The following is a 24,167-nucleotide window of genomic DNA, read 5'->3' as shown; positions in this document are numbered from 1 at the left end:
CCGCGGGCACCGGACGGTTCGGGTGGTCAGGCGGTCTCGGCGCCGAGCCGGGGGAACGGTTCGGTGGCGAACACCACCTCGACCGCCACCTCGAAATAGGCCGCGATCCGCAGGGCGAGATGCAGGCTGGGGCTGTATTCGCCCCGCTCGAGGTAGCCGACGGTCTGGTAGTGCACACCCAGCGCCTCGGCTAGGTCCCGCCGCGAGATGCCGCGCTCGGCGCGCAGCATCGCGATGCGGTTGTAGATGACCTCAGAAGGCACGCTGCATCGCCTTGTCCCTGCGCGCTGCCATGGCCGAGCCGGATTCGCGCGCCGCCATCCGGCGCAGGACGACCGGCGCGATCAGCAACCCGGCCGCCGCCCAGAGGCCGAGCACCGCAACGGTTTCCAGGTGCCGCCAGGACTGGCCGAGTTCGACGGCGACGGCGTCGGCGGGCAGCAGCGCCGAGCGCATGCCGAGGCCGAGCCAGTACATCGGGAACACCTGTCCGACGGCTTGCAGCCAGCCGGGCAGCGCGGTGATCGGATAGAAGATGCCGGAGATGGCGACCAGGCCCATCAGCGGAATCGTCAGCAGGAACGACGAGCGGCTGTCGAGCAGGCTGCCCAGGATCGTGCCCAAGGGCAGCACGGCCAGCAGACCGAGCGCCAGTATCCCGGCGAAGGTCGCGATCGCGCCCGCGTCGGTCAGCGAGGAACCGCCGATGATCACCATGCCCACACCGAGCACGATAACGACCTGCGCGAGCACCGCGCCCGCGCCCGCCGTGATCCTGCCGACGAAGTAGCCGTTGAGGCCCTTGGGCACGGCCTTGGCCCGCAGCAGCGTGCCGTCCTCGCGGTCGAGGACGAGCACATTGAGGATCGCGTACAGGCCGTTGAACGCGATGATGGCGCCGAGCAGACCGGGCACGGCCAGCTCGGCGACCGACAGCCCGCTCTCGCCGTACATCTTGTTCCGCAGCAGGAACAGCACCGCGAGCGAGAGGGCGGGGGTGAGGAACTGCCCGATCAGATCGGGGGCGTTGGTGTAGAGCTGGCGCAATTCGATCCCGCCGCGGGCGAGACCGGCGCGAATGGCGGTGACGTTCATCGGGTGACCTCCGCGAGTGTGTGCACCGGTGCGCCCGCGTCGCCGGATTCGGCGCGGCGGACCAGGGCCATGTAGGTGTCCTCCAGGGAGGCCCGGCGGACTTCGAGGTCGCCGATGGCCTCGCCGTGCTGTTTGAACAGCTCGTGCACGTACTTGGTCGACTCGGTGGTGGTGTGCACGAATCGCTGACCGTCCACGGTCCAGCTCACCTGGGCCTCGCCCGCGACCGAGCGCGACAGCTCGTCGGGCGAGCCGTCGGCGATGATCCGGCCGCCGGCCAGGATCAGCAGCCGGTCGGCCAGTTTCTCCGCCTCGTCCAGGTCGTGCGTGGTGAGCAGCACCGTGGTGTCCTCCAGATCGGCCAGCCGGTGCACCAGATCGTGGAAGTCGCGGCGCGCGGCCGGATCGAAGCCCGCCGTCGGCTCGTCCATGAACAGCAGGTCGGGCTTGCCGACGATGCCGATCGCCACGTCCAGCCTGCGGCGCTGACCGCCGGAGAGGGTGGAGATCTTGGCGTTCGCGTGCTCGGTCAGGCCGACCAGCTCGATGAGCTCATCGATGTCCCACGGCCGTGGGGTGCGCGCGGTGGCATAGGGCACGTAGTACGAGCCGAGATGCTGAAGTAGTTCGCGCACACGCCATTTCGCGTGATCACGCCAGGACTGCAGCACGACGCCGATGCGTGCGCGCCACTGTTCGTCACCGTGTTCGGGATCGGTCCCCAGCACGTCGACCCGGCCGGCCGACCTCCTGCGAAACCCCTCGAGGATCTCGATCGTGGTGGTCTTGCCCGCGCCGTTGGGCCCGAGCATGACGAGTACTTCGCCGCGCGCGGCCTGAAATGTCACATCGTGCAGGACGTCGGTGTCGTCGTAGCGCATCCGAAGTTGTCGCACGTCGAGCACGACGCTGTTACTCGAAGTCATGAGTCCTCCCAGTCATCAACCTTCGATGAGATGTAGCATACGTACTACATTTCATCGCGGCAATACTTCGGCCGAATCGGGTGTTTCGGAAAATGAGAGCACTGCTCTTGACATGCTGACGCCGAGCGCGCATGCTTGTATTCAACAGAGAGCAGTGCTCACAGTTCAGGAGTGATCAAGATGGACAACGCGACCCGCTACCTCGGCCCCACCGGCTTCGACCCGATCATGAACAAGATCGCCAACCTGCTGCCCAAGCTGGGGATCAGCGTCATGGGCTCGCGGCTGCTGGCCGTGCGCGGTCGCAAGAGCGGCGAATGGCGCACCACCATGGTCAACGTGATGACCGCCGCCGACGGCGCGCGCTACCTGGTCGCCCCGCGCGGGCACACCCAGTGGGTGCGCAACCTGCGCGTCGCCGGCGACGGTGAACTGCGGCTGGGCCGCAAGGTCGAATCCTTCACGGCCACCGAGATCGCCGATGCCGACAAGGTCCCGCTGCTGCGCCTCTACCTGGAGAAGTGGGGCTGGGAGGTCGGCAAGTTCTTCGAGGGCGTCGACAAGAACGCGACCGATGCCGAACTCGCCGCTATCGCACCGGGATTCCCGGTCTTCCGGCTGGCCTAGTCTTTGCTCAAGAACTCGATGGCCGCGGCGTAGCCCTGGATGCCGAGGCCCGCGATGACCGCGGTGGCGATCGGGGAAACGAACGAGTGGTGCCGGAATTCCTCGCGGGCGTGCACATTGCTGATGTGCACCTCGACGATCGGCACCTCGGGAATCACCAGGGCGTCGCGCAGCGCGACCGAGGTGTGGGTCAGGCCGCCGGGGTTGATCACGATGGCGGACACCTCGCCGCGGGCCTGCTGGATCCGGTCGATCAGCGCGCCTTCGTGATTGGACTGGAACGTCACGACCTCGCGCCCGAACCGGGCGGCCGTCCGTTCGCACAGGGCGATGACGTCGTCGAGGGTGTCGGCACCGTAGATCTCGGGCTGGCGGGTGCCGAGCATGTTCAGGTTCGGCCCGTTGAGCACGAGGATCGGGCCGGTGGCCTGCACGGTGTCTGCCATGCAGGCCACCTTAATTCACAGGCCGGTCGGGCCCTCCGAGCGCAGGTCGTCGACCTTGCGCATGGCCTCGCGGAGTTCGGCGAGCCAGGACTCCGCGTGCTTGCCCGCCAGTTTCACCGTCCAGGCCAGCGCGTCGGCGCGGGAACGGGCCACGCCTGCGTCGATCAGGGTGTCGAGGACCTGGCGCTCGGGCTGGCGCAGCCGCGTCATCACCGGAACGGCGAGGTGGGTGAACAGGATTCGCTCGCCGTCTACCTTCACGCCCCAGGCGACGCTGCGCCCGTAGCGGCGCTGGGCCTCGTCGGCGATCCGCATCCTGGCCGGGCGGGTGGACTCGCGAAAGCGGGCCAGCGCTCCCTCTTTCGTGGCCGCCGAGACCGGCGGCGCGTCGGCGTCGGCCGACTTGGGCTGTGGCACCGGCAGTTCGCCGACGACCACGATCTCGTCACGGTCGATCTCGATCTCGGGCGGGCCGGTGAACCAGTCGTCGGGCAATCGTCCGGCGAACCAGTCGGCGGCGTCGGCCGGGTCGGGCAGGTCCGCTTGCTGCCAACCGCCGGGTCGGCCGAATCCGCGTTCGCGATGGGCGTTCCGCATGGAAATCACCTGCTATCTCTATTGCGCACGTTGCGATGATTACAAGATTACGCCGATATATGCGTAGCGGTTTATGCTCTGCGTGAACGCGAGTGTTCCCGGTCGGTCCGGGTCGGGGGCGTCGGGTTGAGCGCCGGCCGGGCTGGGTACCCCGACGTTGAATCGCCGGACAATGCGAGATCCGCACAACTCGGCGCGCCGGTCGGTACGGTTAGCGCGCCAGATGTTGCCACTGGCAGGGCGAGGTTCGAAATCAGACCCTCATCGGGGCGAGATTTCGGGCACAATCTAGGTGCTGAGGTCGGGTAGCGTCCCGTGTTACCGGGGCATCGGAGACGGGTCAACTTCCGGTACGGTGGATTTGTTACCGGAGTGGCAAGAGTGAAGAGTGGGCGATATGGATGTGTGGGGATCCCGCCGCTTTCGCGCACGGGGCGCAATGGCGATCGCGGGGGTTGCGACCCTCGCCATCGCGCTGTGCTCGTGCGGAGTGGGTGGGAAGCCGAGTGAGTCGGAGTCGGTTGTCCAGCGGTTCACCGATCTGCTGGACGCGCAGGATTACACCAAAGCCGCCGACCTGACCTCGTACCCCGCCGCCGCTTCGGCAACCATGAAGCAAATGTTCGAGGGTCTGGCGACCGGCAAGGTCGACTACGAGCCGAGCCAGGTCATCGACCTCGACCGGCAGTCGGCGATCTTCAGCATGGAGGTCGCCTGGAACTTCGGCGAGCACAAGGACTGGACCTACACACTGCAGGGCACCGTCCGCAAGCTCGCGATCGGCTGGCGGATCTCCTGGGACCCGGCCGTCGTGATGCCGCAGCTGGCCAACAATCGCACCGTGAAGCTGGTGCGGACCACCGCCAAGCCGCCGCCGCGCGTGGTCGATCTGCCCGGTGAGCTGTTGATGACCGAGCAGACGATCAATGTCATCAAGATCGATCCGAGCCGCACCGGCGACCTGGTGGGGTCGACGAACGCGCTCGCCGACGCGATCGAACCGGTCGCGCCGCTGATCACCGGGCCGTCGCTGATGCAGCAGCTGGCCGCGTCGCAGGGGCAGCCGGTCGTCGCGGTGAACCTGCGCGAGGGCGATTTCGCCATCCTGGAACCGCGGATGGCGCGGGTGCCCGGCGTGGTGATGGAGAAGCAGCCAAAACTGATCTCCGCCGATCGCCGCACCTGGTCGCCGATGCTGGACGCGCTGCGCGAGGTGTGGAAGGACAGCCAGGAGACCACCTCCGGCTGGGGTGTGCAGATCTTCGAGGCCGACGGCCGGTTCGTCAACCAGGTCGCCGGTTACCAGGGCCCGGCCGGGCCCGACATCTCCGCGACCATGGATCAGCGCCTGCAGCGCGCGGCCGAGGACGCGGTGGTCAGCGTCGGCACGCCGGCCTCGGTGGTCGCGATCCAGCCGTCGACCGGCGCGGTGGTGGCCGTCGCGCAGAACAGCTACGCCACCGAGAAGGGCCCGATCGCGTTCACCGGGCTGTACCCGGCCGGCGGCACCATGGAACTGTTCCGCACCGTCGCCGCGGCCGCGAAGAACAAAGCGCCGCAGGATGTCTCGGTGCAGGAGGCCGCGGAGGCGGCCACCGCGCTCGGTGTCGGCGTCGACTTCAAGGTGCACGGGCTCGACGAGGTGACCGGGCGGATCAGCGCCCCCGGCCGCAGCACCGAGCAGGTCCGGCAGGGCGCCGGATCGGACGCGGTGCTGGTCAGCCCCTTCGGCATGGCGATCGCCGCGGCCGCAATCTCGCGCGGTTCGGTGGTGCCTCCGATGATCGAGAACGGCAAGCCGAGCACCACCGACACGCCGGTGCCCGCGCTCACCCAGCCCGCGGTCGACCGGCTGCGCGGCCTGATGATGGAGGGCATCGGCAAGCCGGAAACCGCTGCGCTGCGTGGTTTCCGGGATGTCACCGCCTTCGCGGCGACCGGCGGCCCCGACGGCTGGCTGCTGGCCACCATGGGCGACCTGGTGTTCGCGGTGCACATCGCCGACGCCGACAGCGGCGACGCGACCTCGCGGCTGGCGGCCGTCCTGCTGAAATCGCTGGCGTCGCCGGAGCCGTGAGCGCGGCTGCACGTGCAGAGTGTGCACTGATCAGTGGGGCTCGGCGCGGGCTCGATGAAGATCACGAACCGTTAGGCTGCTTGCGTGAGGAGATTCGCGCCGTTCGCCGCTGATGCCCTGTTGGTGATCGTTTTCTGCGCGATCGGCAGGCGCAGTCACGACGAAGCGGTCATCGCCGGTCTCGTGAAAACGGTGTGGCCCTTCGGAATCGGCTTGCTGATCGGCTGGGCGCTGGCGGTGCTCGTCGCCCGCGGCACCCGCTTCGACGCGACGGTGCTGTGGCCCAGCGGCATCCTGATCTGGCTCGGCACCCTGGTCGGCGGGATGGTGCTGCGCGCGGTCAGCGGTCAGGGCGTGGCGGTGAGCTTCATCATCGTCGCGAGCTGTGTGCTGGCCCTGTTCCTGCTGGGCTGGCGAGCCGCGCTGAGCGCCCTGCGCTGAGCTCAGATCCGGCGCTGCTGCTTGAACTCTTCCTCGTATTCCTCGTCGTCGGCCTGCGGGGTGCGGAACAGGAACGCGAACACGATCCAGCCGACGATGGCGACCAGGATGAAGCTGACCAGCCGGTAGACGAACGCCGCGGCCACCGCCTGTGACGCGGGCAGGCCGGCGCCCGCGGTGAGACCGTAGATCAGGGTCGCGTCGACGTAGACGATGCCGCCCGGCGCGAACGGGATGGAACCGACGGCCTTGCCCGCGGTGAACGCGATGAGCAGGCCGGACAACTTGGGATCGGCGCCGACGGCGTAACAGGCCGCGCCGAGACAGGCCACGTCGGCGAACCGGTGCACCAGCGCCCAGAGCCCGACCAGCGCGGCGTCCTTCTTGCCCAGGTCCACCGATTCGAGCTGGCGCCGGATCTCGCCCAGCTTGGCGATGCCGTGACCGGCGGGCTTCTTGCGCAGCCGGTTCACCAGCGCGAGCACCCGGCGCAGCATCGCCTCCAGCGTGCCGGGATGCCGGGCGAGGTAGTTGCCCGCGATCAGCACCACGGCCAGGATCACCACCGACCCGATGAGCTTCGGACCGATCTGATTGCCGACCAGCGCCGCACCGCCGATGCCGAGCAGCGCCAGCCCGGCCGCGGCGACGACGCCGGAGAACACCAGCTGCCAGGACGCCACGATCGGGCTCGCGCCCCAGCGCCGGGTCTGGCGGTAGGTGAACGCCGTGGAGAAGACCTGCCCGGCGGGCAGGGTCACCGACATGGCGGTGGCGCCGTAGACCACCGACACCGACTTGCCCTGGCTGACGTCCACCCCGCCCGCGTGCAGCAGCTGCTTCTGCACCCGGCCGAATCCGCTCATCGACATCGCCTGCAACACGATGCACAGCACGAGCCAGCCCCAGTGGATCTCGGTCAGCGTGCGCCACGATTCGTGCAGGCGCGGCCACAGGTAGACGCCTTCGCCGATGAGCAGCGCGAGCAGCACCGCGCCGAGCACCCATTTCACCCACCGGAACCGGCGGCGGCGCTCGGCCGGAGGCGAGGCGGGATCGCCTGCTAGGTCGCCGTCGGCCGTCACGGTCTCAGCCTAACGAACGGAGCTGTTCTTCCTCGTCCGCTCCGGGTGCGGCGCTCGGCGGTTTCGGCCAGGCCAGGCGGGTTTTCCTGCGTCTGCCACGCAGTTGCACCTCGTCGCCGGTTTCCCAATGGTCTTGCTCGCTTTCGTCGGCGAAGTAGAGCGCGCTGCCCGAAGCGAGAACGCGGCCGGGTTGATCTTTGGCCAATTCGGTGAGCCGCGACGCCTCGTTGACGGGGTCGCCGATCACGGTGTATTCGAAACGATTCGCGGCGCCGATGTTTCCGGCGACCGCGAGGCCCGCCGAGACGCCGATGCCGACGTCGAGGCTGGTCACCTCGCGCAGTGCCTCGCGCAGGTCGCGGGCGGCGGCCAGCGCGGCACTCGGCGCGTCGGGACGGTCCAGCGGCGCGCCGAAGATGGCCAGCGCCGCGTCACCGACGAACTTGTTGACGAAACCGTGGTGGCGGTCGATCACGTCGACCACCACCCGGAAGAACTCGTTGAGCAGGCTGACGACCTCGGTCGGCGGACGCTCCGCCGCGGCGGCGGTCGACCCGACCATGTCGACGAACAGCACGGCGACGAACCTGGTCTCACCGCCCAGTTCGGTGCCGTAGTCCAGGGCGCGCTGGGCCACGTCCTCACCGACGTGCTGACCGAACAGCTCCTGGAGCTTGCGCCGCTTGGCCGCCTCTTCCATCATCCGGTTGAAACCGACCTGGAGCAGGCCGATCTCACTGCCGTCGTAGACCTCCACCTGCACGTCGCGCGCGCCGCCCTGCACCCTGTTGATGGCTTGGGACAGTTGGCGCACCGGGTCGGAGATGGAGGAGCCGGTGAGCATCGACAGCGCCAGCGCCTGCATGATCACCACGCCGCACAGCAGCAGGATCGAGATGGCCAGCGACTTCGCCGAGAACTTCACATCGGAGGAGATCTGGGTGACGCACAGCAGCACGATCGCGATGGTCGGCGCGAAGGTGCCCATGCCCCAGGTCATCGCCATCCTGGTGCCGACGCCGGGGGTGAGGGTGTGGTCGAAGGTGCCCTCGGTCAGCGCCTCGGCGGCCACCGGGCGCAGAATGCGTTCGCCGAGCATGTAGGTGAAGCCGAACACGATGGTGGCGGCCATACACTCGGTGACGATCACCGCGCCCGCCAGCTCGGGCGACTCGACGATGATCAGCGCCGCGAGGATGCCGCCGCCGATGATCCACAGCACCAGGTGCAGGATCGACTGGCGCAGCGGCACGTGCAGCGCCGCCATCTGTTCCTGCCTGCTGGGCGGGCCGCCGCGCATCTGCCAGCGCATCACCGGCCGCAGCATCAGCGCGGCACCGGCGATGCTCAGCACGGCGGCGGAGCCGAAGACCAGCACCGGCGCGAGGAAGCCGGTCTGGCGCACGCCACCGGGATCGCCCTCGGGGACGGGCAGGCCGTATTGGATGAAGGCCCACACCAGGACCGCGCCGAAGGCATTGGCCAGCAGTACCGAGGTCAGATACAGCGGCCAGCGCGTTCGCATGGTCTGTTTGACCGCTTCCAGGGGCGCCGACACGACCACCAATCTAGCGTTCGGACCGATAGGCTCTCTCGGGTGACCGACCAGAAGGTAGATTCCGGGCCCACGTCCGTGCCGTGGCGCGCGGACGCCGAGGCAGTCCATCCCCTGGTCCGCAAAGCCGCCGCCTGGAGCTGGCGGCTGTTGATCATCTTCGCCGCCCTGCTCGCGGTGGGGATGCTGGTGCAGAAGTTCGCCACCGTGGTGATTCCGCTGGCGATCGCGCTGCTCGCGGCCGCGCTGCTCGCGCCGCTGGTCGACTGGATGCAGCGGGTCGGGATTCCGCGTTCGCTCGGCGTGTTCGTCGCGCTGGTCGGGTCGATCGGCCTGCTCGCCGGGATCTTGACCTTCGTCGTCGAGCAGTTCGTCGACGGTGTGCCCGGGCTGTCCAACGAGGTCACCAACAGCGTGCACAAGGTGCAGGACTGGCTGATCAACGGCCCGCCGCACCTGAGCGATCAGCAGATCCGCAGCGCGGGCGACACCATCGTGCGCACCATCCAGGACAACCGCGAGAGCCTGACCAGCGGCGCGCTGACCACCGCCACCGCGATCGGGCACATCCTCACCGGCGCGTTCCTGATCCTGTTCATCCTCATCTTCTTCCTCTACGGCGGCGACCAGATCTGGCACTTCGTCACCCGGATCATCCCCACCGCGCACCGGGAGAAGGTCCGCACCGCCGGTGAGCTGGGCTTCGGCACGCTGGTCGGGTTCGTGCGCGCCACCGTCGTCGTGGCCGCGGTGGACGCGATCGGCATCGGCGCCGGGTTGGCGATCCTGCACGTCCCGCTGGCGCTGCCGCTGGCCTCGCTGGTGTTCATCAGCGCGTTCATCCCGATCATCGGCGCGTTCTTCGCCGGGTTCGTCGCGGTGTTCATCGCGCTGGTCACCAAGGGGCCGGTGACGGCGCTGATCGTGCTCGGCATCATCATCGCGGTGATGCAGCTCGAGGGTCATGTGCTGCAACCACTGCTGCTCGGCCGGGCGGTGAGCATCCATCCGCTGGCCGTCGTCCTGGCGATCACCGCCGGTTTGGTGGTCGGCGGGATCGCGGGCGCGCTGCTGGCCGTGCCGTTGATCGCCGTCGGCAATACCGCGATCCGCTATCTGCTCGCCGACAGTCCGGAGGAGGTCTACGGCGAACTCGTCGGCGACGACCGAAGAATGTTCGCCGCCGAGCCGGACAAACCGGAGCCGGGCCGGTTCGACATCGCGCGCACGCTGCGCAAGGAAGAGAACAAGACCGAGGCGGAGCCCGGCGATGCGGACGCACACAGCTGAGCTGAGCTCGGCCGACGCGGCGACCGCGCCCCTGTGGCGGGCCGCCCAGGCGTTCCGGCTGGTCACGCTGCTGTACGCGATCGGCCAGCAGATCGCGTCGGTGTCCTACTACGAGCACCCGCGGCTGAGCTGGGTGCTGATCGCGCTGATGGCGATCTGGTCGGGCACGTCCGCGCTGCTGCTGTCGCAGTGGTATTTCCCCACCGCGACCGGCCGGATCCGGGGCTGGGTGGTCTTCGGCGACCAGGTCGTGACGATCCTGCTGATCGCCTCCACCCGGTTGGTCGCCGATTACGACTGGTACCACGGTCATCAGACGCTGCCGACCACGCTGTGGATCGCCAACTCGGTGATCTCGATGGCGATCCTGCGCGGCCCGGTCGCCGGGGTGCTCGCCGGGCTCGGGATGTCGGCGGTGGTGGTGACGGTGCGTGAGCAGTGGGGACAGGACGTGTGGGGCGACGCGACCGCGCCGGTGCTCGTCTCGGTCGGCCTCGCGCTCGGCCTGGCGGCCAATACCGCGCGCCGCGCCCAGGGACAGCTCGAGCGGGCGCTGCGGATCACCGCCGCCGCGCAGGAACGGGAGCGGCTGGCCCGCGAAGTGCACGACGGCGTGCTGCAAGTGCTGGCCTTCATCAAGCGCCGCGGCACCGAGATCGGCGGACCGGCGACCGAACTCGCGCAGCGCGCCGGGGAGCAGGAGGTGGCGCTGCGGGTCCTGCTGTCCGAACAGGCCGAACAGCCGGATTCCGGTGCGGCCGAGGTGGATCTGCGGCCGATGCTCACCGCACGGGCCACGCCGGAGGTCTCGGTGGCGACACCGGGTGACCCGGTGCTGATCGCCAGGACCGCCGCGCAGGAGATCGCCGCCGCCGTGGCCACCGCGCTGTCGAACGTCGACCTGCACGCGGGGCCGGACGCGAAAGCCTATGTGCTGCTGGAGGACACCGGTGACATGCTGGTGGTGAGCGTGCGCGACGACGGGATCGGCATCCCGGCGGGGCGGCTCGCCGCGGCCGAAGCCGAAGGGCGGATGGGGGTTTCCCGCTCCATCGTCGGCCGGGTCGAGGCGCTGGGCGGCACCGCCGAACTGCTGACCGAGGGCGAGGACTTCGGCACCGAATGGGAATTCCGGATTCCGCGCCACCCGGCGCGCTGAGCGAAGGAGCCGCGATGACGGACCAGGCGATCACGGTGATGGTGGTCGACGACCACCCGATGTGGCGCGAGGGCGTCTCCCGCGACCTCACCGAGGCCGGATTCGCCGTCCCCGCGACCGCCGACGGGGTCGGCACCGCCACCCGCCGCGCGGCCGCGGTCCAGCCCGACGTGGTGCTGATGGACATGCAGCTCACCGACGGCAACGGCGCCGCCGCCACCGCCGAGGTGCTGCGGGTCTCCCCGCACAGCCGGGTGCTCGTGCTCTCGGCGTCGGCCGAACGCGACGACGTGCTCGACGCGATCAAGGCCGGGGCCAGCGGTTATCTGGTCAAGAGCGCGTCGGCCGCCGAGCTGATCGACGCGGTGCGGGCCACCGCCGCCGGGCAGCCGGTGTTCACGCCCGGCCTCGCCGGCCTCGTGCTCGGCGAGTATCGCCGGATGGCGACCGCGCCGCCCGCCGCCGACGAACCGCATCGCCCTTCGCTGACCGAGCGGGAGACCGAGGTGCTGCGGATGGTCGCCAAGGGTCTGTCCGCCAAGCAGATCGCCTCGCGGCTCAATCTCTCCCATCGCACCGTGGAGAACCATGTGCAGGCGACGCTGCGGAAACTCCAGCTCGCCAACCGGGTCGAACTCACCCGGTACGCCATCGAACAGGGACTCGAATAGGGGTTTGCCCTGATGTGCCGGGGGTGCCGCCGTCGCTACCCTCGATGACATGGGCGGTCCCGAATCCCTCTTCGTACCCGGCGCCACGACGGCCGGCCCCGTCGGCGACCGGGACCTGCGCGTCTCCGACGCCGAACGCGAGCACGTCGGCCAGTTGCTGCAACGCGCCGTCGGCCTCGGCATGCTCTCGCTCGGCGAGTTCACCGAACGCATGGACACCGCGCTCGCCGCGAAGACCCGCGGTGAACTCAACGCCGTGCTCGTCGACCTGCCCGGCATGCGGGTGGCGGGCGCGCCGCAGCCCGCCGCGATGCCGCGGCCGCGCCCGGTCCCGCCCGGCGGTTCGATCCCGGGCCTGATCCGCAGCCGCCTCTCCGGTGTGCACCGCCGCGGACCCTGGCAGGTGCCGCCGGTCCTGCACCTGAACAACCTGCTCTCGGGCGTCACCCTGGACTTCACCGAGGCGGTCATGCAGACCCAGATCGTCGAGATCAAGGTCGACGACTACCTCAGCGGGCTCACCCTGCTGGTCCCCGCGGCCGCCACCGTCGACCTCAACGGCCTGGAACTCATCGGCTCCGGCGTCACCAACAAGGTCCGCACCGGTCCACCGATCGGCCCGCTGCACCTGGTCGTGCACGGTCGTGTCCGCTTCGGCTCGGTCACCGCGAAGTACCCGCTCATGGTCCAGTGGCGCCGTTTCCTCGGCTCCTGACCGTTTTCGGGTAGGAACTGGCACCCCGGCAGGGGTTTCTACTCATGTCCCGCGCCGCCCGCGCGCCGACGATGAGGACATGAGTACTTCGATCGATCCCGCGCTCGTCGCCCGCCTCTCGGGCGAGTTCACCACGCTGGGTGCCCGGATGGGGCAGCTCGGCGGTGACCTGGAGGTGCTGCGCGCACAGTTGCAGGGGGAGATCGCGGGTGCGCCCGCGCCGGGTCGGGGGACCGCGGTGTACCCCGGGTTCGTGGCGGCACCGGCGCCAACTCCTCGTTCGGTGTCGCCCGATCCGGGCCCAACAGTGACTCCGCATGCGCCTTCGCCCGATCCGATCCCGGCTGGGCCGATGCTCGATGCGGCATCCGGGGCTCCGGCTGCTACCGGCATCACCACCTCGCCTACCCGTGCGACGGACGGTGGTGCGTCCGACTCGGGCGAAGGCGTTGCCGGAGATGTGGCGATACCGGGCGATACGCCAGGAAGGGCGGTTGCCGCGGAGGCTGGCGATCGTGTGGTCGCTGACAGCGCGGTTCGTGATGCACCGGCGGCGGTTCCGCCGTGGGGTGCTCCCACAAGCGCTGGAGCTGGATCGGTTCCGGGAGTTTCCCCTGCGGCCGCGTCGACCGGTGCCCCCGCCGGAGTTGCCGGGCCGGTGGGTGGGTTCGGCCCGGGCGGGCAGTTCGTCGGTGGGGTGTCCGGTGGTGCTGGGGTGGGGCATTCGCCGTGGGCGCCGGGGTATGGGCAGGGGCGGCAAATGGCTGGGGCGCAGCATGTTCCGCCGTCGTACGGGGGCTGGAACCGGGCGTCGGGGTATGGGGCGGGGCGGCCCGGTGGGGCATGGGCGGCGCCGGTGGTGCGGGAGCCGCGGACGCCGTGGTGGCAGCGGGAAGGGGTGATTTCGCGGGCGCTGGCCGTGGCGGGTGTCGGGGTGACGCTCATCGGTGTGCTGATGTTGCTGGTGCTGGCGGCGCAGGCCGGGTTCTTCGGGCCGGTAGCGAGAGTTGTTGCCGGGGGAGCGCTTTCGGTCGGGTTGGTCGCGGCCGGGTGGCGAGTGTTCGGGCGGCCCGGTGGGCGGGTCGGCGGAATCGCGTTGGTGGCCACCGGTATTGCCGGTGCCTACCTGGATGTGGTCGCGGTGACCGGGTACTACCACTGGGTGGCGCCGGGGATCGGGCTCGCGGTGGCGCTGGGGGTCGCGTCGGCGGGGGTCGGGATCGCGATGCGGTGGCAGTCGCAACCGCTGGCGGTGGGGGTGGTGCTTGGCGCGGCGGTGCTGTCGCCCGTGTTGACGACCGAGCTCCTGCTGCTGGGGTTCCTGGTGGTGTTGCAGGCGGCGGGGGTGCCGGTGCAGATGCGCCGGGAGTGGCCGGTGCTGCACGTGGCGCGGACCCTGCCGGTGGCGCTGGCCGCGCTGAGCATGATCGCGCTGAGCGGGCTGTCGGCCGCCATCGCCGGTGACGAGGTCGTCGAGGAGCGCGGCGGGCTGCTGGCAGCGGCGGTCGCCTGCGCGGTGGTGGGGCTGATCGGCGCGCTGCTGGTGGTCCGGCGCCGCTCCGGCGACATCACCGCGAGCGTCACGATCGCGCTCACCGCGCTGCCCGTCTTCGCCGCCGCACTGCTGTTCGACCGCCCGGTAACCGCGGCGATCACCGGCGCGCAGGCCGCGATCCTGCTCGGCCTGGCGGCGACGACGCTGGTCGCCGGGCTCGCCGAGCGCCTCGGGATTCCCCGGCACACCGCGCTGGTCGCCGCGCTCACCGGCGCCGTCGCCCTGCTGCTGACCTGCGTCACCGGGACCGGCGGTGAGCCGCGGCTGCTGCCGATCGCGCTCGCGACGGTGGCCCTGGCCTTCCTCGCGGTCGCGGCGACGAGCCGGACGCGGGTCAGCGCGGGCCTCGGCATCGCCTTCGCCGCACTCGGTGGACTGGTGCTGTTGGCGATGGCCACGCCGGAAACCCTGGCGCTGCACCGCCTCGCCGACCAGCGCCTCGACCTCGCGACCGCCGGTGCCGCCGTCCTCGGGCTCGGCGTCGCGGCCATGGTGGCGTGGACGGTGCCCCGGGTGCGGGGCTGGGGTGAGCAGGCGCTCGTCACCGGGGTGTGGATCGCGGTGAGTGTCGCCGGGCTCTACTACGTGCTGGTCGCGTCGGTCTCGCTGGGCGTATCCCTCGGCGGGCCGGACGGTTTCATCCTCGGCCACAGCATCGCCACCATCGTGTGGATGGCCGCGGCCACGGCCGCGCTGTTCTACGGCCTGCGCAGGCTGTCCCGCTCGCCCGCCGTCGCCAAGGTCTGCCTGGTCTCGGGCCTGCTGGTCGCCGCCGCCGCACTGGCCAAGCTGTTCCTGTTCGACCTGTCGACACTGTCCGGTCTGGTCCGTGTGGCCGCCTTCCTGGTGGTCGGAATGCTCCTGCTGCTCACCGGAACTCGCTACGCGCGTGCTTTCGCCGACGCGGCGCCCACCCGCCCGAACAGCTAGCGGGCGGTACGTTTTCGCCACCGGGGTCGGGCGGTGCGGGAGGTGCCGGCGCGAGCGCGCTCCCTGATTCCGTGAGGTGAAGACCATTCTCGGATCTCTATCGGCGACCGAAAGGCAGCGCGAAACCGGAAGGGACTCAGCCGATCTGAACGTCTGAGGCCACCCCGTCGGCCGGTCTACGGCTCGATCGAGCGTTGAACGAGGAAACCCACGGCGAAAGATCGCCGTGGGTTTCCTCGCGTTCGAGCGCGGCTCGGCTCAGTTCGAGTCGTCCTCGCGACGGCGCAGCAGCTCGTTCACGCTGACCGTGCGCCCTTCGTTGCCGCTGTGCCGACCCTCCTCGGCGGCGGCGGTGCCGCGCCGGGAGGAACGCAGCTGGGCCATCCAGTTCTCGATCTCGTTGCGGCTGTCCGCCTGTGGCTCGTCGAGATCCGGTGCGCTGGTGGCACTGTCGTCCGCGGCGGGCTCCGGCGTGGCCGGCGCTTCGGGCGCGGCGGCCGTCGGCGCGGGCACGGCGGTGAAGCCGTCCGGGGCCTGCCACCGGCTCGGGTTCGACGGCGGTTCGGCGGTTTCGGTCTGCGGCATCGGCTCGGTCGCCGGGGTCACCTCGCCGGACGGGACGGCGGTGAAACCGGGCGGGGCCACCTGCGGGCGCACCTCCGGTCGCGCCGAGTCCTGCTCCGGCGACGGCGTGACCGGGGCGAACCGGGGTCCGCTGTCCGAGTCGGGGGCGGTGAATCCGCTCGGCGCGGCCGGGCTGCCGTTCCACGGCGAGGTCGGCTGCTGCGGTTCGACGGGAACCGAGGTGCCGAAGACACCCCGCGGCTCGTCGTCCTGCTCGGGCCGCGCGATGTCGTTCGCGGGCGACTCGGCGCGGTGCGCGCCCGGCGTCACCGACAGATCGTCGCTCGCCGACGCCGTGCTGCGCGGCTCCGGTTCCGCCGCCTCCTCGCGAGGCGTCGGCTCGAAGCCGGTCAGCGGGGTGAATCCGCTGAACGTCCCGCCCGCGGGCGGTTCGACCGGTCGCGGCGTCGGCGACACGATGCTCGGCGGCGGGGTGACGATGCCCGGCGCCGGCGGCGGCACGACACCGGGCGGCGGCGTGTTCACGATGCTCGGCGCGGGCGGCGGCACCACACCACGCGGCTGCGGGTTGACGATGCTCGGCCGGGCGGGCGGCACGATGCTCGGCCGCGCGTCGGAATCCTCTGCGGGCGCGCCGAATCCGGGTGCCTCACCCGGGGTCGACACCCGGGGTGCGGACGGGCTGTAGCCGCTCGGCGGCTGCACCCGCGCCGATCCGCGCGGCGGCGGGGTATCGCGGCTCGGCGCCGCGCCCGGGGTGGTGGAAGTCGAGCCAGCGGCCGGGGCAGGAGTCGAGCCGTGGGCCGGAGTCGGGCCGTGGGCCGGAGTCGAGCCGGAAGCGGGAGCCGGACCAGAAACGGCACCCTGACCACGGGCGGCGGCCGGACCGGGAGCGCCACCCTGACCACGAGCAGGCGCCGAGCCAGGTGCCGGAGCCGAGCCGTGGGCCGGAGCCGAGCCAGGAGCCGGAGCCGAGCCAGCGGCCGGAGCCGAGCCAGGTGCGGGAGCCGAGCCGTGGGCCGGAGCCGAGCCGGGAGCCGGAGCCGAGCCGGGAGCCGGAGCCGAGCCAGCGCCCGGAGCCGAGCCATGGGCCGGAGCCGAGCCAGCGGCCGGACCCGAGCCAGGTGCCGGAGCCGAGCCGGAAGCGGGAGCCGGACCGGGGACGGCACCCCGACCACGATCGGGTGCCGGGGCGGGAGCGAAGGCAGGCAGATCGCGTCCACCGATGACGCCGTCGATCGCGGGTCCGGTGCTGTCGCCACCGATCACCCCGGAATCGCCGGGCGTCGCGGGCGCGGCGGAATTCGCCTCCGGCGCACGGAAACCCACCTCGCCGCGCGGCGCGTCCCGGCCCGGACGATCGGGGCCCGGTTCGGGCTTCGGCGGTTCGGCACCGGGCTTGACGACCGGCAGGATCTGCGTCGGCTCACCGGTGGTGAACATCGACGGCGGCGTGGCCTCCGGCGCCTTCTGGGCCGAATCCGGTTCGGGCTTCGGCGGTTCGGCGCCCGGCTTGACCACCGGGAGCACCCGGGTCGGCTCGCCCGACAGCATCGGCGCGCGCGGACGTGTGGGATCGGGCGACATCGGCGGCCGCGGCCGCGCCGGCTCGGCGGGGTCGGTGTGCTCGGTGATCTTGTCCAGGTGCGCGGTCGGCGCCTCGGCCTCGATCTCGGCGACCGTGCGCGGGCGGCGCGGGGTCTTGGCCAGCTTGCTGTCGGGGACCACCGTCATCTGCATGGTCGGCGGATCGGTGATCGGCGTGGTCTTCACCAGGTCGACCACGGCGCCCTTCTGCGGCCGCTCGTCGTCGAGAATGGGCTCGCCGAGCCCGATCTTCTCCTGGATCCGCTTCATCCACTTCGGCGCCCACCAGCAGTCGTCGCCGAGCAGCTTCATGATCGCGGGCACCAGCAGCATGCGCAGCACGGTCGCGTCGATGAACAGCGCCGCGATCATGCCGTAGGCGATGTACTGCATCATCACCATGTCGGAGAACGCGAAGGCGCCGGTCACCACCAGCAGGATCAGCGCGGCGGCGGTGATGATGCGGCCGGTCTGGGCGGTGCCGATCCGCACGGCCTCGGTGGTCGACGCGCCTTGCGCGCGTGCCTCCACCATGCGGGAGAGCAGGAAGACCTCGTAGTCGGTCGACAGGCCGTAGATGATCGCGATGATCAGCATCAGCACCGGGGCGCTGATCGGCTGTGGTGTGAAGTTGAGGATCCCGGAACCGTTGCCGTCGACGAATATCCAGGTGAGGATGCCCAGGGTCGAGCCGAGTCCGAGCGCGCTCATCAGCGCGGCCTTGATCGGCAGCACCAGCGAGCCGAACGTCAGGAACATCAGCACGAAGGTGGTGAACAGGACGATCAGGATCATCCACGGCATCAGCTCGAGCAGCGTGTCGATACTGTCGGCCATGAGCGTGGGCTGACCGGTGACGTACATGGTGACGCCGTCGGGAACCTCGATCGAGCGCAGGTAGTCGATGGTCGGTTCGGCACCGCCGGTGGGATCGACCAGGGTCGCCGAGGTGCGGAACACCTCGGGATTGGTCGGCGACTTGGTCGGTACTTCGAACGGGCCGACCAGCCCGGGAGCCTGGTTGGCCTCCTTCCAGACCTTGCCGATCGCCACCGTGTTGTCGGAGACGAAGACCAGCTGGATCGGGTCGGTCTTCTTCTGCGGGAAGACTTGGTAGAAGTGCTCGAGCGCGGCCCTGGTCTCATTGTCCGGCGGCAGGTACTTCTCATTGATCCCGCCGAATGCCAGATTCTTGACCGGGATGATCAGCAACAACAGGCCGACCGTCACGGGGATCGCGATCTTGAGCGGGTGCCGCATCACCCAGCGGGTGAGGTTGCCCCAGAAACCGTTCTCGACTTCCTCGGCGGTCCTGGTCTTGCGGAACCACTTGAGTCCCAGCATGTCGACGCGCGGGCCGAGAATGCCCAGCATCGCGGGCAGGATCGTGACGGCGGTCAGCGCCGCCAGCGAGACGGCGGCGATGGTGCCGTAGGCGACCGAGCGCAGGAATCCCTGCGGGAAGATCAGGATGCCGCCGACGCTGGCGACGATCATCGTCGCGGAGAACACCACTGTTCGTCCAGCGGTCATCACCGATCGCCGGACGGCGGCAGGCGTGGTGTAGCCCTCTGCCAGTTCTTCGCGGAAGCGGCTGACGATGAACAGGCCGTAGTCGATCGCGAGGCCGAGACCGATCATCGAGACGACAGCGGTGACGAAGAAGTTGACTTCGACGAAGTTGGTCAACGCCATGACGACGCCGGTGGCGCCGAGAACCGTCAAACCACCGATGATCAGCGGCAACGCGGCGGCGACGATGCCGCCGAAGATGAAGAACAGCAGGATCGCCACCGCGGGGAGGGCCAGCACTTCCATCCGCTTGACGTCGTGATCCATGGTGTCGGTCAGAGTGACCGCGATGGGCTGCAGGCCCGAGACTTCGACATCGACGCCGGGAATGGCGAAGACATCTTGCACGGCACGGTAATTGGCCATGATGACCGTGTCGTTGTCGCCGACGAGGGCGATGGCGGCGAAGCCGTGCTTCTTGTCCTTGGACCCGAATGCCGACGGCACGGCGGGCGCGTCGCCCACCTTCCAGTAGGTGCCGTTGATCTTGCTGATCTGATCCGGATGTTCGGCGAGGATCGTGGTCAGACTGCCGACGACCTTCTGCGCGAACTCGGGGTCATCGATCGTTTTGCCCTCTGGGGCGTTGTACATGACGATCACGTCGGCGTTGTGGTCGCGCCCGAACGAGCCGTCGGCGATCTGCGCGCCCTGCACCGACTCCGAGCCCGGATCGAACCAGCCGCTCTGCGACAGGCGAGGGCCGAGGCCCATGCCGTAGGCACCCAGCGCCAACATCGCCCCACCGACGACCACGATGACGGCGAAACGGAACCGATAGACCAGATCGCCCCAGCGGGTGAACACTTAAGCGACTCCTTGACCAGGGCGAGACGTGAGTAGTGCCGACAGCGGCCGGAACGGCTGCAGCCAGGCACCCTCGTCGGGCAGCGAATCGAGGCTCACCCGCGGTAGCGGCTCCCGGAATACTCCCGGGATGTCCTCGAGGTCGACGAACTCGAGAGTATCGGAAGTCACCGCCCAACTCGCGTGCTCACGGAAACCGAGAACCTGAGCGGGGATTCCCTTGGCGGCGATGGCTTCCAGTGGTTCGCGGAAGGCCTGACCGTCGGCCGAGGCCACCATGATGGCCGCCAGACCGCCGTCGCGCTCGCGCATCGCGATATGCGCCAGCATGTCGGCGTCGACGTCGGAGTCCTCGTCGATCTTGGGCTTGGCGAAGACCGCGAAACCGACGTTGCGTAACGCCTCGACCCACGGCCGGACCACATCGGCGGTGCCGGGGGCGATATTGGTGAAGACGGTCGCCTCGGGTTCGACGCGGCCCTTCGCGCCGACCGACAGCTCGGCCGTGCGCGCGAGCAGCCAGCGGCCGAGCGCGTCGAAACGGGGGCGATAGGCGGCGGTGGGACGACCACCGAGGATGGCGCCGAGTCCCATGTCGAGGTTCGGCGCGTCCCAGACGAGCAGGACGCGTCGGACATCGGAGCCGGAACTGCTCAACGCCTCGCTGCCGGCTGCTCCCTGGGCGATTTCCGGCATCTCGGTGGCGATCTCACTCACGCTCATCTGTCGATCTTCCCCCATATGAACTCGTTGATGGCGCTACCGGCACGCAGGCCTTTGCCCTCGAACTTGGTGACGGGCCGTTCGAAACCGATCGGCGCGGTGACGCGGTTGGCGGCGCTGTCGCCGCCGGTGGTGTCGTTCAGGCCGGTGAGCAGCGGTTCCGCCGAGCCTACTTCCAGGATGTGCTCGGCGTAATCGGCATGGTCGGTGGCGACGTGCAGCACGCCGCCCGGCTTCAGCCTGCTGGCGATCAGCGCGAAGGTCGGCGCCTGCAGCAGCCTGCGCTTGTGGTGGCGCGCCTTGGGCCACGGGTCGGGGAAGAACACCCGGACGCCGGTCAGCGACTCCGGGGCAACCATGTTCTCCAGCACGTCGACGGCGTCGCCGCGCAGCAGCCGGATGTTACCGATCTCCTCGCGCTCGATCTGGCAGACCAGCTGGGCCAGACCCGGCTGGTACACCTCGATGCCGATCAGGTTCAGGTGCGGCTCGGCCTGGGCCATCGCGGCCGTCGCGGTGCCGGTGCCACAGCCGATCTCGATGACCAGCGGCGCGCTGCGGCCGAACCAGGTGTCGGCGTCGAGCGGCTCGTTGGCGACGTCGCGGCCGATCACCGGCCAGGTGCGCTCCCAGGAGACCTGCTGATTCGGCGTCAGCGCGCCGCGCCGCGAGCGGAAGCTCGTGACGCGGGGGTAGAGCCGGGAGCCCGTGGTCGAGCGGCGGCCCGCCTCGTGCGGTATCTCGGACAGCTTGGGATGGGTCGAGCCGGTGGACGGCTGCCCCGGCGCCGACTCGACAGGGTGGTTGGCGGCGTCGTTCACGCCGTCCATTGTCCAGCATGCGCCGAGCTACGTCGCAGGCGCGTGCGCTGGTCCGGACCGCGCACCGGCGATCCGTGCGGTGTAGCGGCGGTGTTGCCCCAGGTCGGCCGACGGTTCGCGACGGCCACCGCCACCCGGATCTGACAGAATGCCCTCCGAAAAGGGGGTGTGCAGAATGTCGACAGCCACCGAATCCGCACAGTCACGGGCATCCGACCAGCTCGACCAGCTGATCGGGGCCATCGGGGCCGGGCGGGGGACCGATCCGGCGATCGCCGAGCGGCTGGCCGCGGCGGTCGCCCGGCGCCGCCGACCGCTGCACATCCAGGTCGCGGGGCGGGCGCTGAGCGGGCGGACCACCGTGCTGCGGGCGCTGGCGTTGCTGTCGGCGGAGGAGACCGCGCCGGTCGATCAGCCCGATCAGCCGGACCCGGTGCTCGACGGCGACCTCGTCATCTATGTCCTCGCCGGTGCGCCGCAGGCCGCCGATCACCGCGTGCTCGCCACGGTGCCGGCGGGTCGCGGGGTCGTGGTGCTGAACAAGGCCGACGCGGTCGGGGCGCGCTGGGGTGACGCGGTGGCGGCCGCCGAGCGGTCGGCCCGCGAGCTGGGGCTGCCGATCGTGCCCGTCGTCGCCTCGCTGGCCGCGCGGACCAGGGCGGGCGCGGTGGACGCCGCCGACCTGTCCGACCTGCGCAGGCTCGCGGTCGGCCCCGATGTGCCGTCGGTGCTGTCGGCCGACCTGTTCATCGGCACCGGCTCCGACCAGGACGCGCGCAGGCGGCTGATCGCCAACTGGGACCTCTACGGCGTCGACTGCGCGCTCACCGCGCTGCGCGCCGACCCCGACCTGACCTCGGCCGCGCTGATCCAGATCCTGCACTCGGCCGGCGGCGTCGACCCGCTGCACCGGCTCGTGCACCGCCGCTACGAGCAGGTGGAGGCGGTGCGCGGCGGCGAACTGCTCGACGAACTGGTCCGGCTCGCCGCGCGCGCCGTGCCCGCCGACGGCGGCCGCGCCCGCGAGCTGATCGAGCAGTACCTCGTCGGCGACGACGCGCTGTGGGCCGGACTGTGCGCGGGACTGGCCTGCCCGCAGGTCGCCCACCTGGCCGCCGGCTACCCCTCGCCCGCGCCCGCCGACGCCGACGAGGCGCTCGCCCGCGCCACCCGCTGGCGGGCCGTGGTCTCCAGCGACATGCCGCCCGCCGCCCGCCGCGCCGCCCTGCGCGTACACAACGGCTATGTGCGCGCCTGGGAACGGATGACGAGTGCCGGGCTCTGAGCAACCGGACGAGCCGCTGTCCGACGAGCTCGCCGCCGTCGTCGAGCGCTGGAACCCGCAGGGCGCCGCGCTGCTGCGGGCGATGGCGCAGGCGGGCGCCGGGTCCACCGTCGCCTTCTACGCGGTCGACGACGCCAACACCACCCTGCTGCGGACCGAACTGGCCCGGTTCGAACCGCGCGTCGACCTCACCGACCCGGCCGCCGTCACCGCGTCGGCCGATCCCGTCGCCGCCCTGATCGTCTTCGACGCGGGCAGCGTGCTCGGCGCCGACATGCTCGCCGTGATCGACCGCCTGCGCGCCGCGGGCGAGCGGATCGTGCTCGCCATGAACGGCTTCCACGCCTATCAGGACTGGCAGGCGACCCGTGAACGCAGCCTCGCCCTGCTGGCGGCTCGCGGCATCACCGACCTGCCCGTGCTGCCGGTCTCGGCCCGCCTGTCCGCCGCGGCCCGCGCCGCCGACGACTCCGCCCTGCTCGACCGCTCCGGCCTGGCCGGTCTGCACGCCGCGCTGGCCGCGGCGACCGCGCACCGGCCCACCGACGGCACCGTGCGTCGTTCGGTCGTGCTGATCAGGGTGTTCGCCGACACCAGGGCCAGGATCACCGAGCAGGTCACCGCGCTGCGGGCGGGCGCCGAGTCGACCCGGCTGCGCGAGGAACGGGTGGCGCTGCTGGCGGAGCGGGACGGCGGCCGCCAGACCGGGCTGTCCGCGGTGCGCAGCCAGGTCCAGCTGGCCCGCGTCGACCTGACCACCGAGGTCGGCGCCCTGGTGCGCGCCCTGCACACCCGCTCGCGCACCGAGCTCGACCGCTGCGACCGCGCCGAGCTGCGCGCCTACCCGCAGCGGTTGCGGCACGCCGTGGCCGAGCTGTCGGTGGCGGTCGACACCGCGATCGACGCCAGGGTGATCGAGACTGCCCGCCGGGTGGGCACCGCCCCGCCCGCGGCACGCAGGCACGATCCGGCCCCGCAGGTCGGCCCCGATCCCGAGCCGAGACACCGTGGTGTCGAAGATCACCTCATGATCGCGCTCGGCGCGTCGGCTGGCGTCGGCCTCGGTCGACTGGTCGTCGCGCCGCTGTCGCTGGTGCCCGCGCTGGACGCCGCGAGCGTCCCGGTGACGCTGCTGCTCGGCGCCGGCGCGGCCTACTGGGTGGTGCGCGCGCGGGGTCAGCTGGCCGAGCGCAATCACCTCTCGCAGTGGGTGGCCGAGGCGCTGGTGAATGTGAAAGCCCAGCTCGAGCAGCGTGTCGCCGCGGTTCTGGTGGATGTCGAGGCAGAATTGGCCGAGCACGTCATCCGCGAATCGACGGCGCGCGCGGTCGCGGTCGACCGCCGGGTCGGCGAGCTGGACACCCTCGCGCGACGCCTCGTCGCCGAGCGCCCGGCGCAGCTGGCGGCGTGCGAGCGAGACCTCGCCGCGCTGGATCGCGCCGAGGCCGTGATTGGGTGATCGACCTGTGGGTAGTTAACAGTGAACCGGATTCCCAACCCGATTCAATATCGATCGTCATATCGCGTTAACCTTTAACCAGGAACCTGGGCGTCCGCTCCGTGCCAGTCGATGCGCGGCCTCCGTCCATGGACGTCGCTGTACGCCGTCCATTTGGGG

At 70.5% G+C, this 24,167-nt stretch carries 19 protein-coding genes and 1 pseudogene; 10 read left to right on the top strand and 10 right to left on the bottom strand.

Annotation, left to right across the window (positions count from 1 at the left end):
• Positions 1-26 precede the first annotated feature (26 nt).
• From AB0L91_RS10930 to AB0L91_RS10920, 3 genes are read right to left on the bottom strand one after another with little or no spacing between them, the layout of a single operon-like run.
• On the bottom strand, positions 27-263 hold the full coding sequence (locus tag AB0L91_RS10930) for a helix-turn-helix transcriptional regulator (protein ID WP_232995771.1): 237 nt from the start codon (positions 261-263) through the stop codon (positions 27-29).
• Positions 253-1,095 carry an ABC transporter permease gene (locus AB0L91_RS10925; protein ID WP_357342100.1) on the bottom strand — a complete coding sequence of 281 codons (843 nt, stop codon included), beginning with the start codon at positions 1,093-1,095 and terminating at the stop codon, positions 253-255. Before AB0L91_RS10925 ends, AB0L91_RS10930 begins: the two co-directional genes overlap by 11 nt.
• Positions 1,092-2,021 (bottom strand): ABC transporter ATP-binding protein, encoded by a 930-nt coding sequence (locus tag AB0L91_RS10920; RefSeq protein ID WP_365009036.1) that lies wholly within the window; start codon positions 2,019-2,021, stop codon positions 1,092-1,094. The genes AB0L91_RS10925 and AB0L91_RS10920 overlap by 4 nt, the downstream gene beginning before the upstream one ends.
• Before the next feature lie 180 nt (positions 2,022-2,201).
• On the opposite strand from AB0L91_RS10920, the gene AB0L91_RS10915 reads away from it, so the two are divergent.
• Positions 2,202-2,648 carry a nitroreductase family deazaflavin-dependent oxidoreductase gene (locus tag AB0L91_RS10915; protein WP_355275426.1) on the top strand — a complete coding sequence of 149 codons (447 nt, stop codon included), beginning with the start codon at positions 2,202-2,204 and terminating at the stop codon, positions 2,646-2,648.
• Here AB0L91_RS10915 and aroQ read toward each other — a convergent pair.
• Positions 2,645-3,094, bottom strand: coding sequence for a type II 3-dehydroquinate dehydratase (aroQ, locus tag AB0L91_RS10910; protein ID WP_355275016.1), 450 nt, complete (start codon positions 3,092-3,094; stop codon positions 2,645-2,647). The genes AB0L91_RS10915 and aroQ overlap by 4 nt on opposite strands.
• A 15-nt stretch (positions 3,095-3,109) precedes the next feature.
• Positions 3,110-3,691, bottom strand: coding sequence for a hypothetical protein (locus tag AB0L91_RS10905; protein WP_365009034.1), 582 nt, complete (start codon positions 3,689-3,691; stop codon positions 3,110-3,112).
• A gap of 439 nt (positions 3,692-4,130) precedes the next feature.
• Between AB0L91_RS10905 and AB0L91_RS10900 the strand changes: the two genes are divergently transcribed.
• Together AB0L91_RS10900 and AB0L91_RS10895 are read left to right on the top strand one after the other, a co-directional pair.
• Positions 4,131-5,768: an NTF2-like N-terminal transpeptidase domain-containing protein gene (locus tag AB0L91_RS10900; protein WP_355275013.1), complete on the top strand. Its 1,638-nt coding sequence runs from the start codon at positions 4,131-4,133 to the stop codon at positions 5,766-5,768.
• A gap of 84 nt (positions 5,769-5,852) precedes the next feature.
• Positions 5,853-6,209: a DUF3054 domain-containing protein gene (locus AB0L91_RS10895; protein ID WP_365009031.1), complete on the top strand. Its 357-nt coding sequence runs from the start codon at positions 5,853-5,855 to the stop codon at positions 6,207-6,209.
• Positions 6,210-6,211: 2 nt separating this feature from the next.
• On the opposite strand, the gene AB0L91_RS10890 is transcribed toward AB0L91_RS10895, so the two are convergent.
• Both AB0L91_RS10890 and AB0L91_RS10885 read right to left on the bottom strand, forming a co-directional pair.
• Positions 6,212-7,294: a YbhN family protein gene (locus AB0L91_RS10890; RefSeq protein WP_357342110.1), complete on the bottom strand. Its 1,083-nt coding sequence runs from the start codon at positions 7,292-7,294 to the stop codon at positions 6,212-6,214.
• Positions 7,295-7,298: 4 nt separating this feature from the next.
• The gene (locus tag AB0L91_RS10885) at positions 7,299-8,819 is read right to left on the bottom strand and encodes an adenylate/guanylate cyclase domain-containing protein (protein ID WP_365011246.1); all 1,521 of its coding nucleotides are present in this window, start codon (positions 8,817-8,819) and stop codon (positions 7,299-7,301) included.
• 72 nt (positions 8,820-8,891) lie between these two features.
• Between AB0L91_RS10885 and AB0L91_RS10880 the strand changes: the two genes are divergently transcribed.
• The 5 genes from AB0L91_RS10880 (at position 8,892) to AB0L91_RS10860 (ending at position 15,169) form a co-directional block, all read left to right on the top strand.
• The gene (locus tag AB0L91_RS10880; protein WP_365009028.1) at positions 8,892-10,139 is read left to right on the top strand and encodes an AI-2E family transporter; all 1,248 of its coding nucleotides are present in this window, start codon (positions 8,892-8,894) and stop codon (positions 10,137-10,139) included.
• Positions 10,120-11,298, top strand: coding sequence for a DUF5931 domain-containing protein (locus AB0L91_RS10875; RefSeq protein ID WP_355275002.1), 1,179 nt, complete (start codon positions 10,120-10,122; stop codon positions 11,296-11,298). Before AB0L91_RS10880 ends, AB0L91_RS10875 begins: the two co-directional genes overlap by 20 nt.
• 14 nt (positions 11,299-11,312) lie before the next feature.
• On the top strand, positions 11,313-11,969 hold the full coding sequence (locus tag AB0L91_RS10870; protein WP_218718521.1) for a response regulator transcription factor: 657 nt from the start codon (positions 11,313-11,315) through the stop codon (positions 11,967-11,969).
• Between the two features lie 49 nt (positions 11,970-12,018).
• Positions 12,019-12,684, top strand: coding sequence for a DUF1707 domain-containing protein (locus tag AB0L91_RS10865; RefSeq protein ID WP_365009024.1), 666 nt, complete (start codon positions 12,019-12,021; stop codon positions 12,682-12,684).
• Between the two features lie 859 nt (positions 12,685-13,543).
• On the top strand, positions 13,544-15,169 hold the full coding sequence (locus AB0L91_RS10860) for a DUF2339 domain-containing protein (protein WP_365009022.1): 1,626 nt from the start codon (positions 13,544-13,546) through the stop codon (positions 15,167-15,169).
• Positions 15,170-17,203: 2,034 nt separating this feature from the next.
• Here the strand turns inward: AB0L91_RS10860 and AB0L91_RS10855 are convergent.
• The 3 genes and pseudogenes from AB0L91_RS10855 to trmB form a co-directional block, all read right to left on the bottom strand.
• Positions 17,204-19,720 (bottom strand): annotated as a pseudogene (locus tag AB0L91_RS10855) (MMPL family transporter); the annotation flags it as partial.
• Positions 19,721-20,443 (bottom strand): NYN domain-containing protein, encoded by a 723-nt coding sequence (locus AB0L91_RS10850; RefSeq protein ID WP_365009020.1) that lies wholly within the window; start codon positions 20,441-20,443, stop codon positions 19,721-19,723. It lies immediately after the preceding pseudogene.
• A complete protein-coding gene (gene trmB, locus AB0L91_RS10845; protein WP_355274985.1) occupies positions 20,440-21,273 on the bottom strand; it encodes a tRNA (guanosine(46)-N7)-methyltransferase TrmB in 834 nt (277 codons plus the stop codon). The genes AB0L91_RS10850 and trmB overlap by 4 nt, the downstream gene beginning before the upstream one ends.
• 166 nt (positions 21,274-21,439) lie before the next feature.
• Here trmB and AB0L91_RS10840 point away from each other — a divergent pair, with 166 nt between their 5' ends.
• Both AB0L91_RS10840 and AB0L91_RS10835 read left to right on the top strand, forming a co-directional pair.
• On the top strand, positions 21,440-22,549 hold the full coding sequence (locus AB0L91_RS10840) for a hypothetical protein (protein ID WP_365009016.1): 1,110 nt from the start codon (positions 21,440-21,442) through the stop codon (positions 22,547-22,549).
• Positions 22,536-24,008: a hypothetical protein gene (locus tag AB0L91_RS10835; protein ID WP_365009013.1), complete on the top strand. Its 1,473-nt coding sequence runs from the start codon at positions 22,536-22,538 to the stop codon at positions 24,006-24,008. The genes AB0L91_RS10840 and AB0L91_RS10835 overlap by 14 nt, the downstream gene beginning before the upstream one ends.
• The last annotated feature ends 159 nt before the right edge of the window (positions 24,009-24,167 follow it).

It is taken from the genome of Nocardia sp. NPDC051833 (assembly GCF_040681225.1).
Taxonomy (GTDB): domain Bacteria; phylum Actinomycetota; class Actinomycetes; order Mycobacteriales; family Mycobacteriaceae; genus Nocardia.
Note: the sequence above shows the minus strand (reverse complement) of the source record. Positions and strands in the feature narration are given on the sequence as shown.

What these genes read in the sequence shown, in the direction of transcription:
- AB0L91_RS10925 (WP_357342100.1), bottom strand. Translation starts at nt 1,095, where the DNA reads ATGAACGTCACCGCCATTCGCGCCGGTCTCGCCCGCGGCGGGATCGAA.
- AB0L91_RS10920 (WP_365009036.1), bottom strand. Translation starts at nt 2,021, where the DNA reads ATGACTTCGAGTAACAGCGTCGTGCTCGACGTGCGACAACTTCGGATG.
- AB0L91_RS10915 (WP_355275426.1), top strand. Translation starts at nt 2,202, where the DNA reads ATGGACAACGCGACCCGCTACCTCGGCCCCACCGGCTTCGACCCGATC.
- aroQ (WP_355275016.1), bottom strand. Translation starts at nt 3,094, where the DNA reads ATGGCAGACACCGTGCAGGCCACCGGCCCGATCCTCGTGCTCAACGGG.
- AB0L91_RS10905 (WP_365009034.1), bottom strand. Translation starts at nt 3,691, where the DNA reads ATGCGGAACGCCCATCGCGAACGCGGATTCGGCCGACCCGGCGGTTGG.
- AB0L91_RS10900 (WP_355275013.1), top strand. Translation starts at nt 4,131, where the DNA reads ATGGCGATCGCGGGGGTTGCGACCCTCGCCATCGCGCTGTGCTCGTGC.
- AB0L91_RS10885 (WP_365011246.1), bottom strand. Translation starts at nt 8,819, where the DNA reads ATGCGAACGCGCTGGCCGCTGTATCTGACCTCGGTACTGCTGGCCAAT.
- AB0L91_RS10875 (WP_355275002.1), top strand. Translation starts at nt 10,120, where the DNA reads ATGCGGACGCACACAGCTGAGCTGAGCTCGGCCGACGCGGCGACCGCG.
- AB0L91_RS10870 (WP_218718521.1), top strand. Translation starts at nt 11,313, where the DNA reads ATGACGGACCAGGCGATCACGGTGATGGTGGTCGACGACCACCCGATG.
- AB0L91_RS10865 (WP_365009024.1), top strand. Translation starts at nt 12,019, where the DNA reads ATGGGCGGTCCCGAATCCCTCTTCGTACCCGGCGCCACGACGGCCGGC.
- AB0L91_RS10850 (WP_365009020.1), bottom strand. Translation starts at nt 20,443, where the DNA reads ATGAGCGTGAGTGAGATCGCCACCGAGATGCCGGAAATCGCCCAGGGA.
- trmB (WP_355274985.1), bottom strand. Translation starts at nt 21,273, where the DNA reads ATGGACGGCGTGAACGACGCCGCCAACCACCCTGTCGAGTCGGCGCCG.
- AB0L91_RS10840 (WP_365009016.1), top strand. Translation starts at nt 21,440, where the DNA reads ATGTCGACAGCCACCGAATCCGCACAGTCACGGGCATCCGACCAGCTC.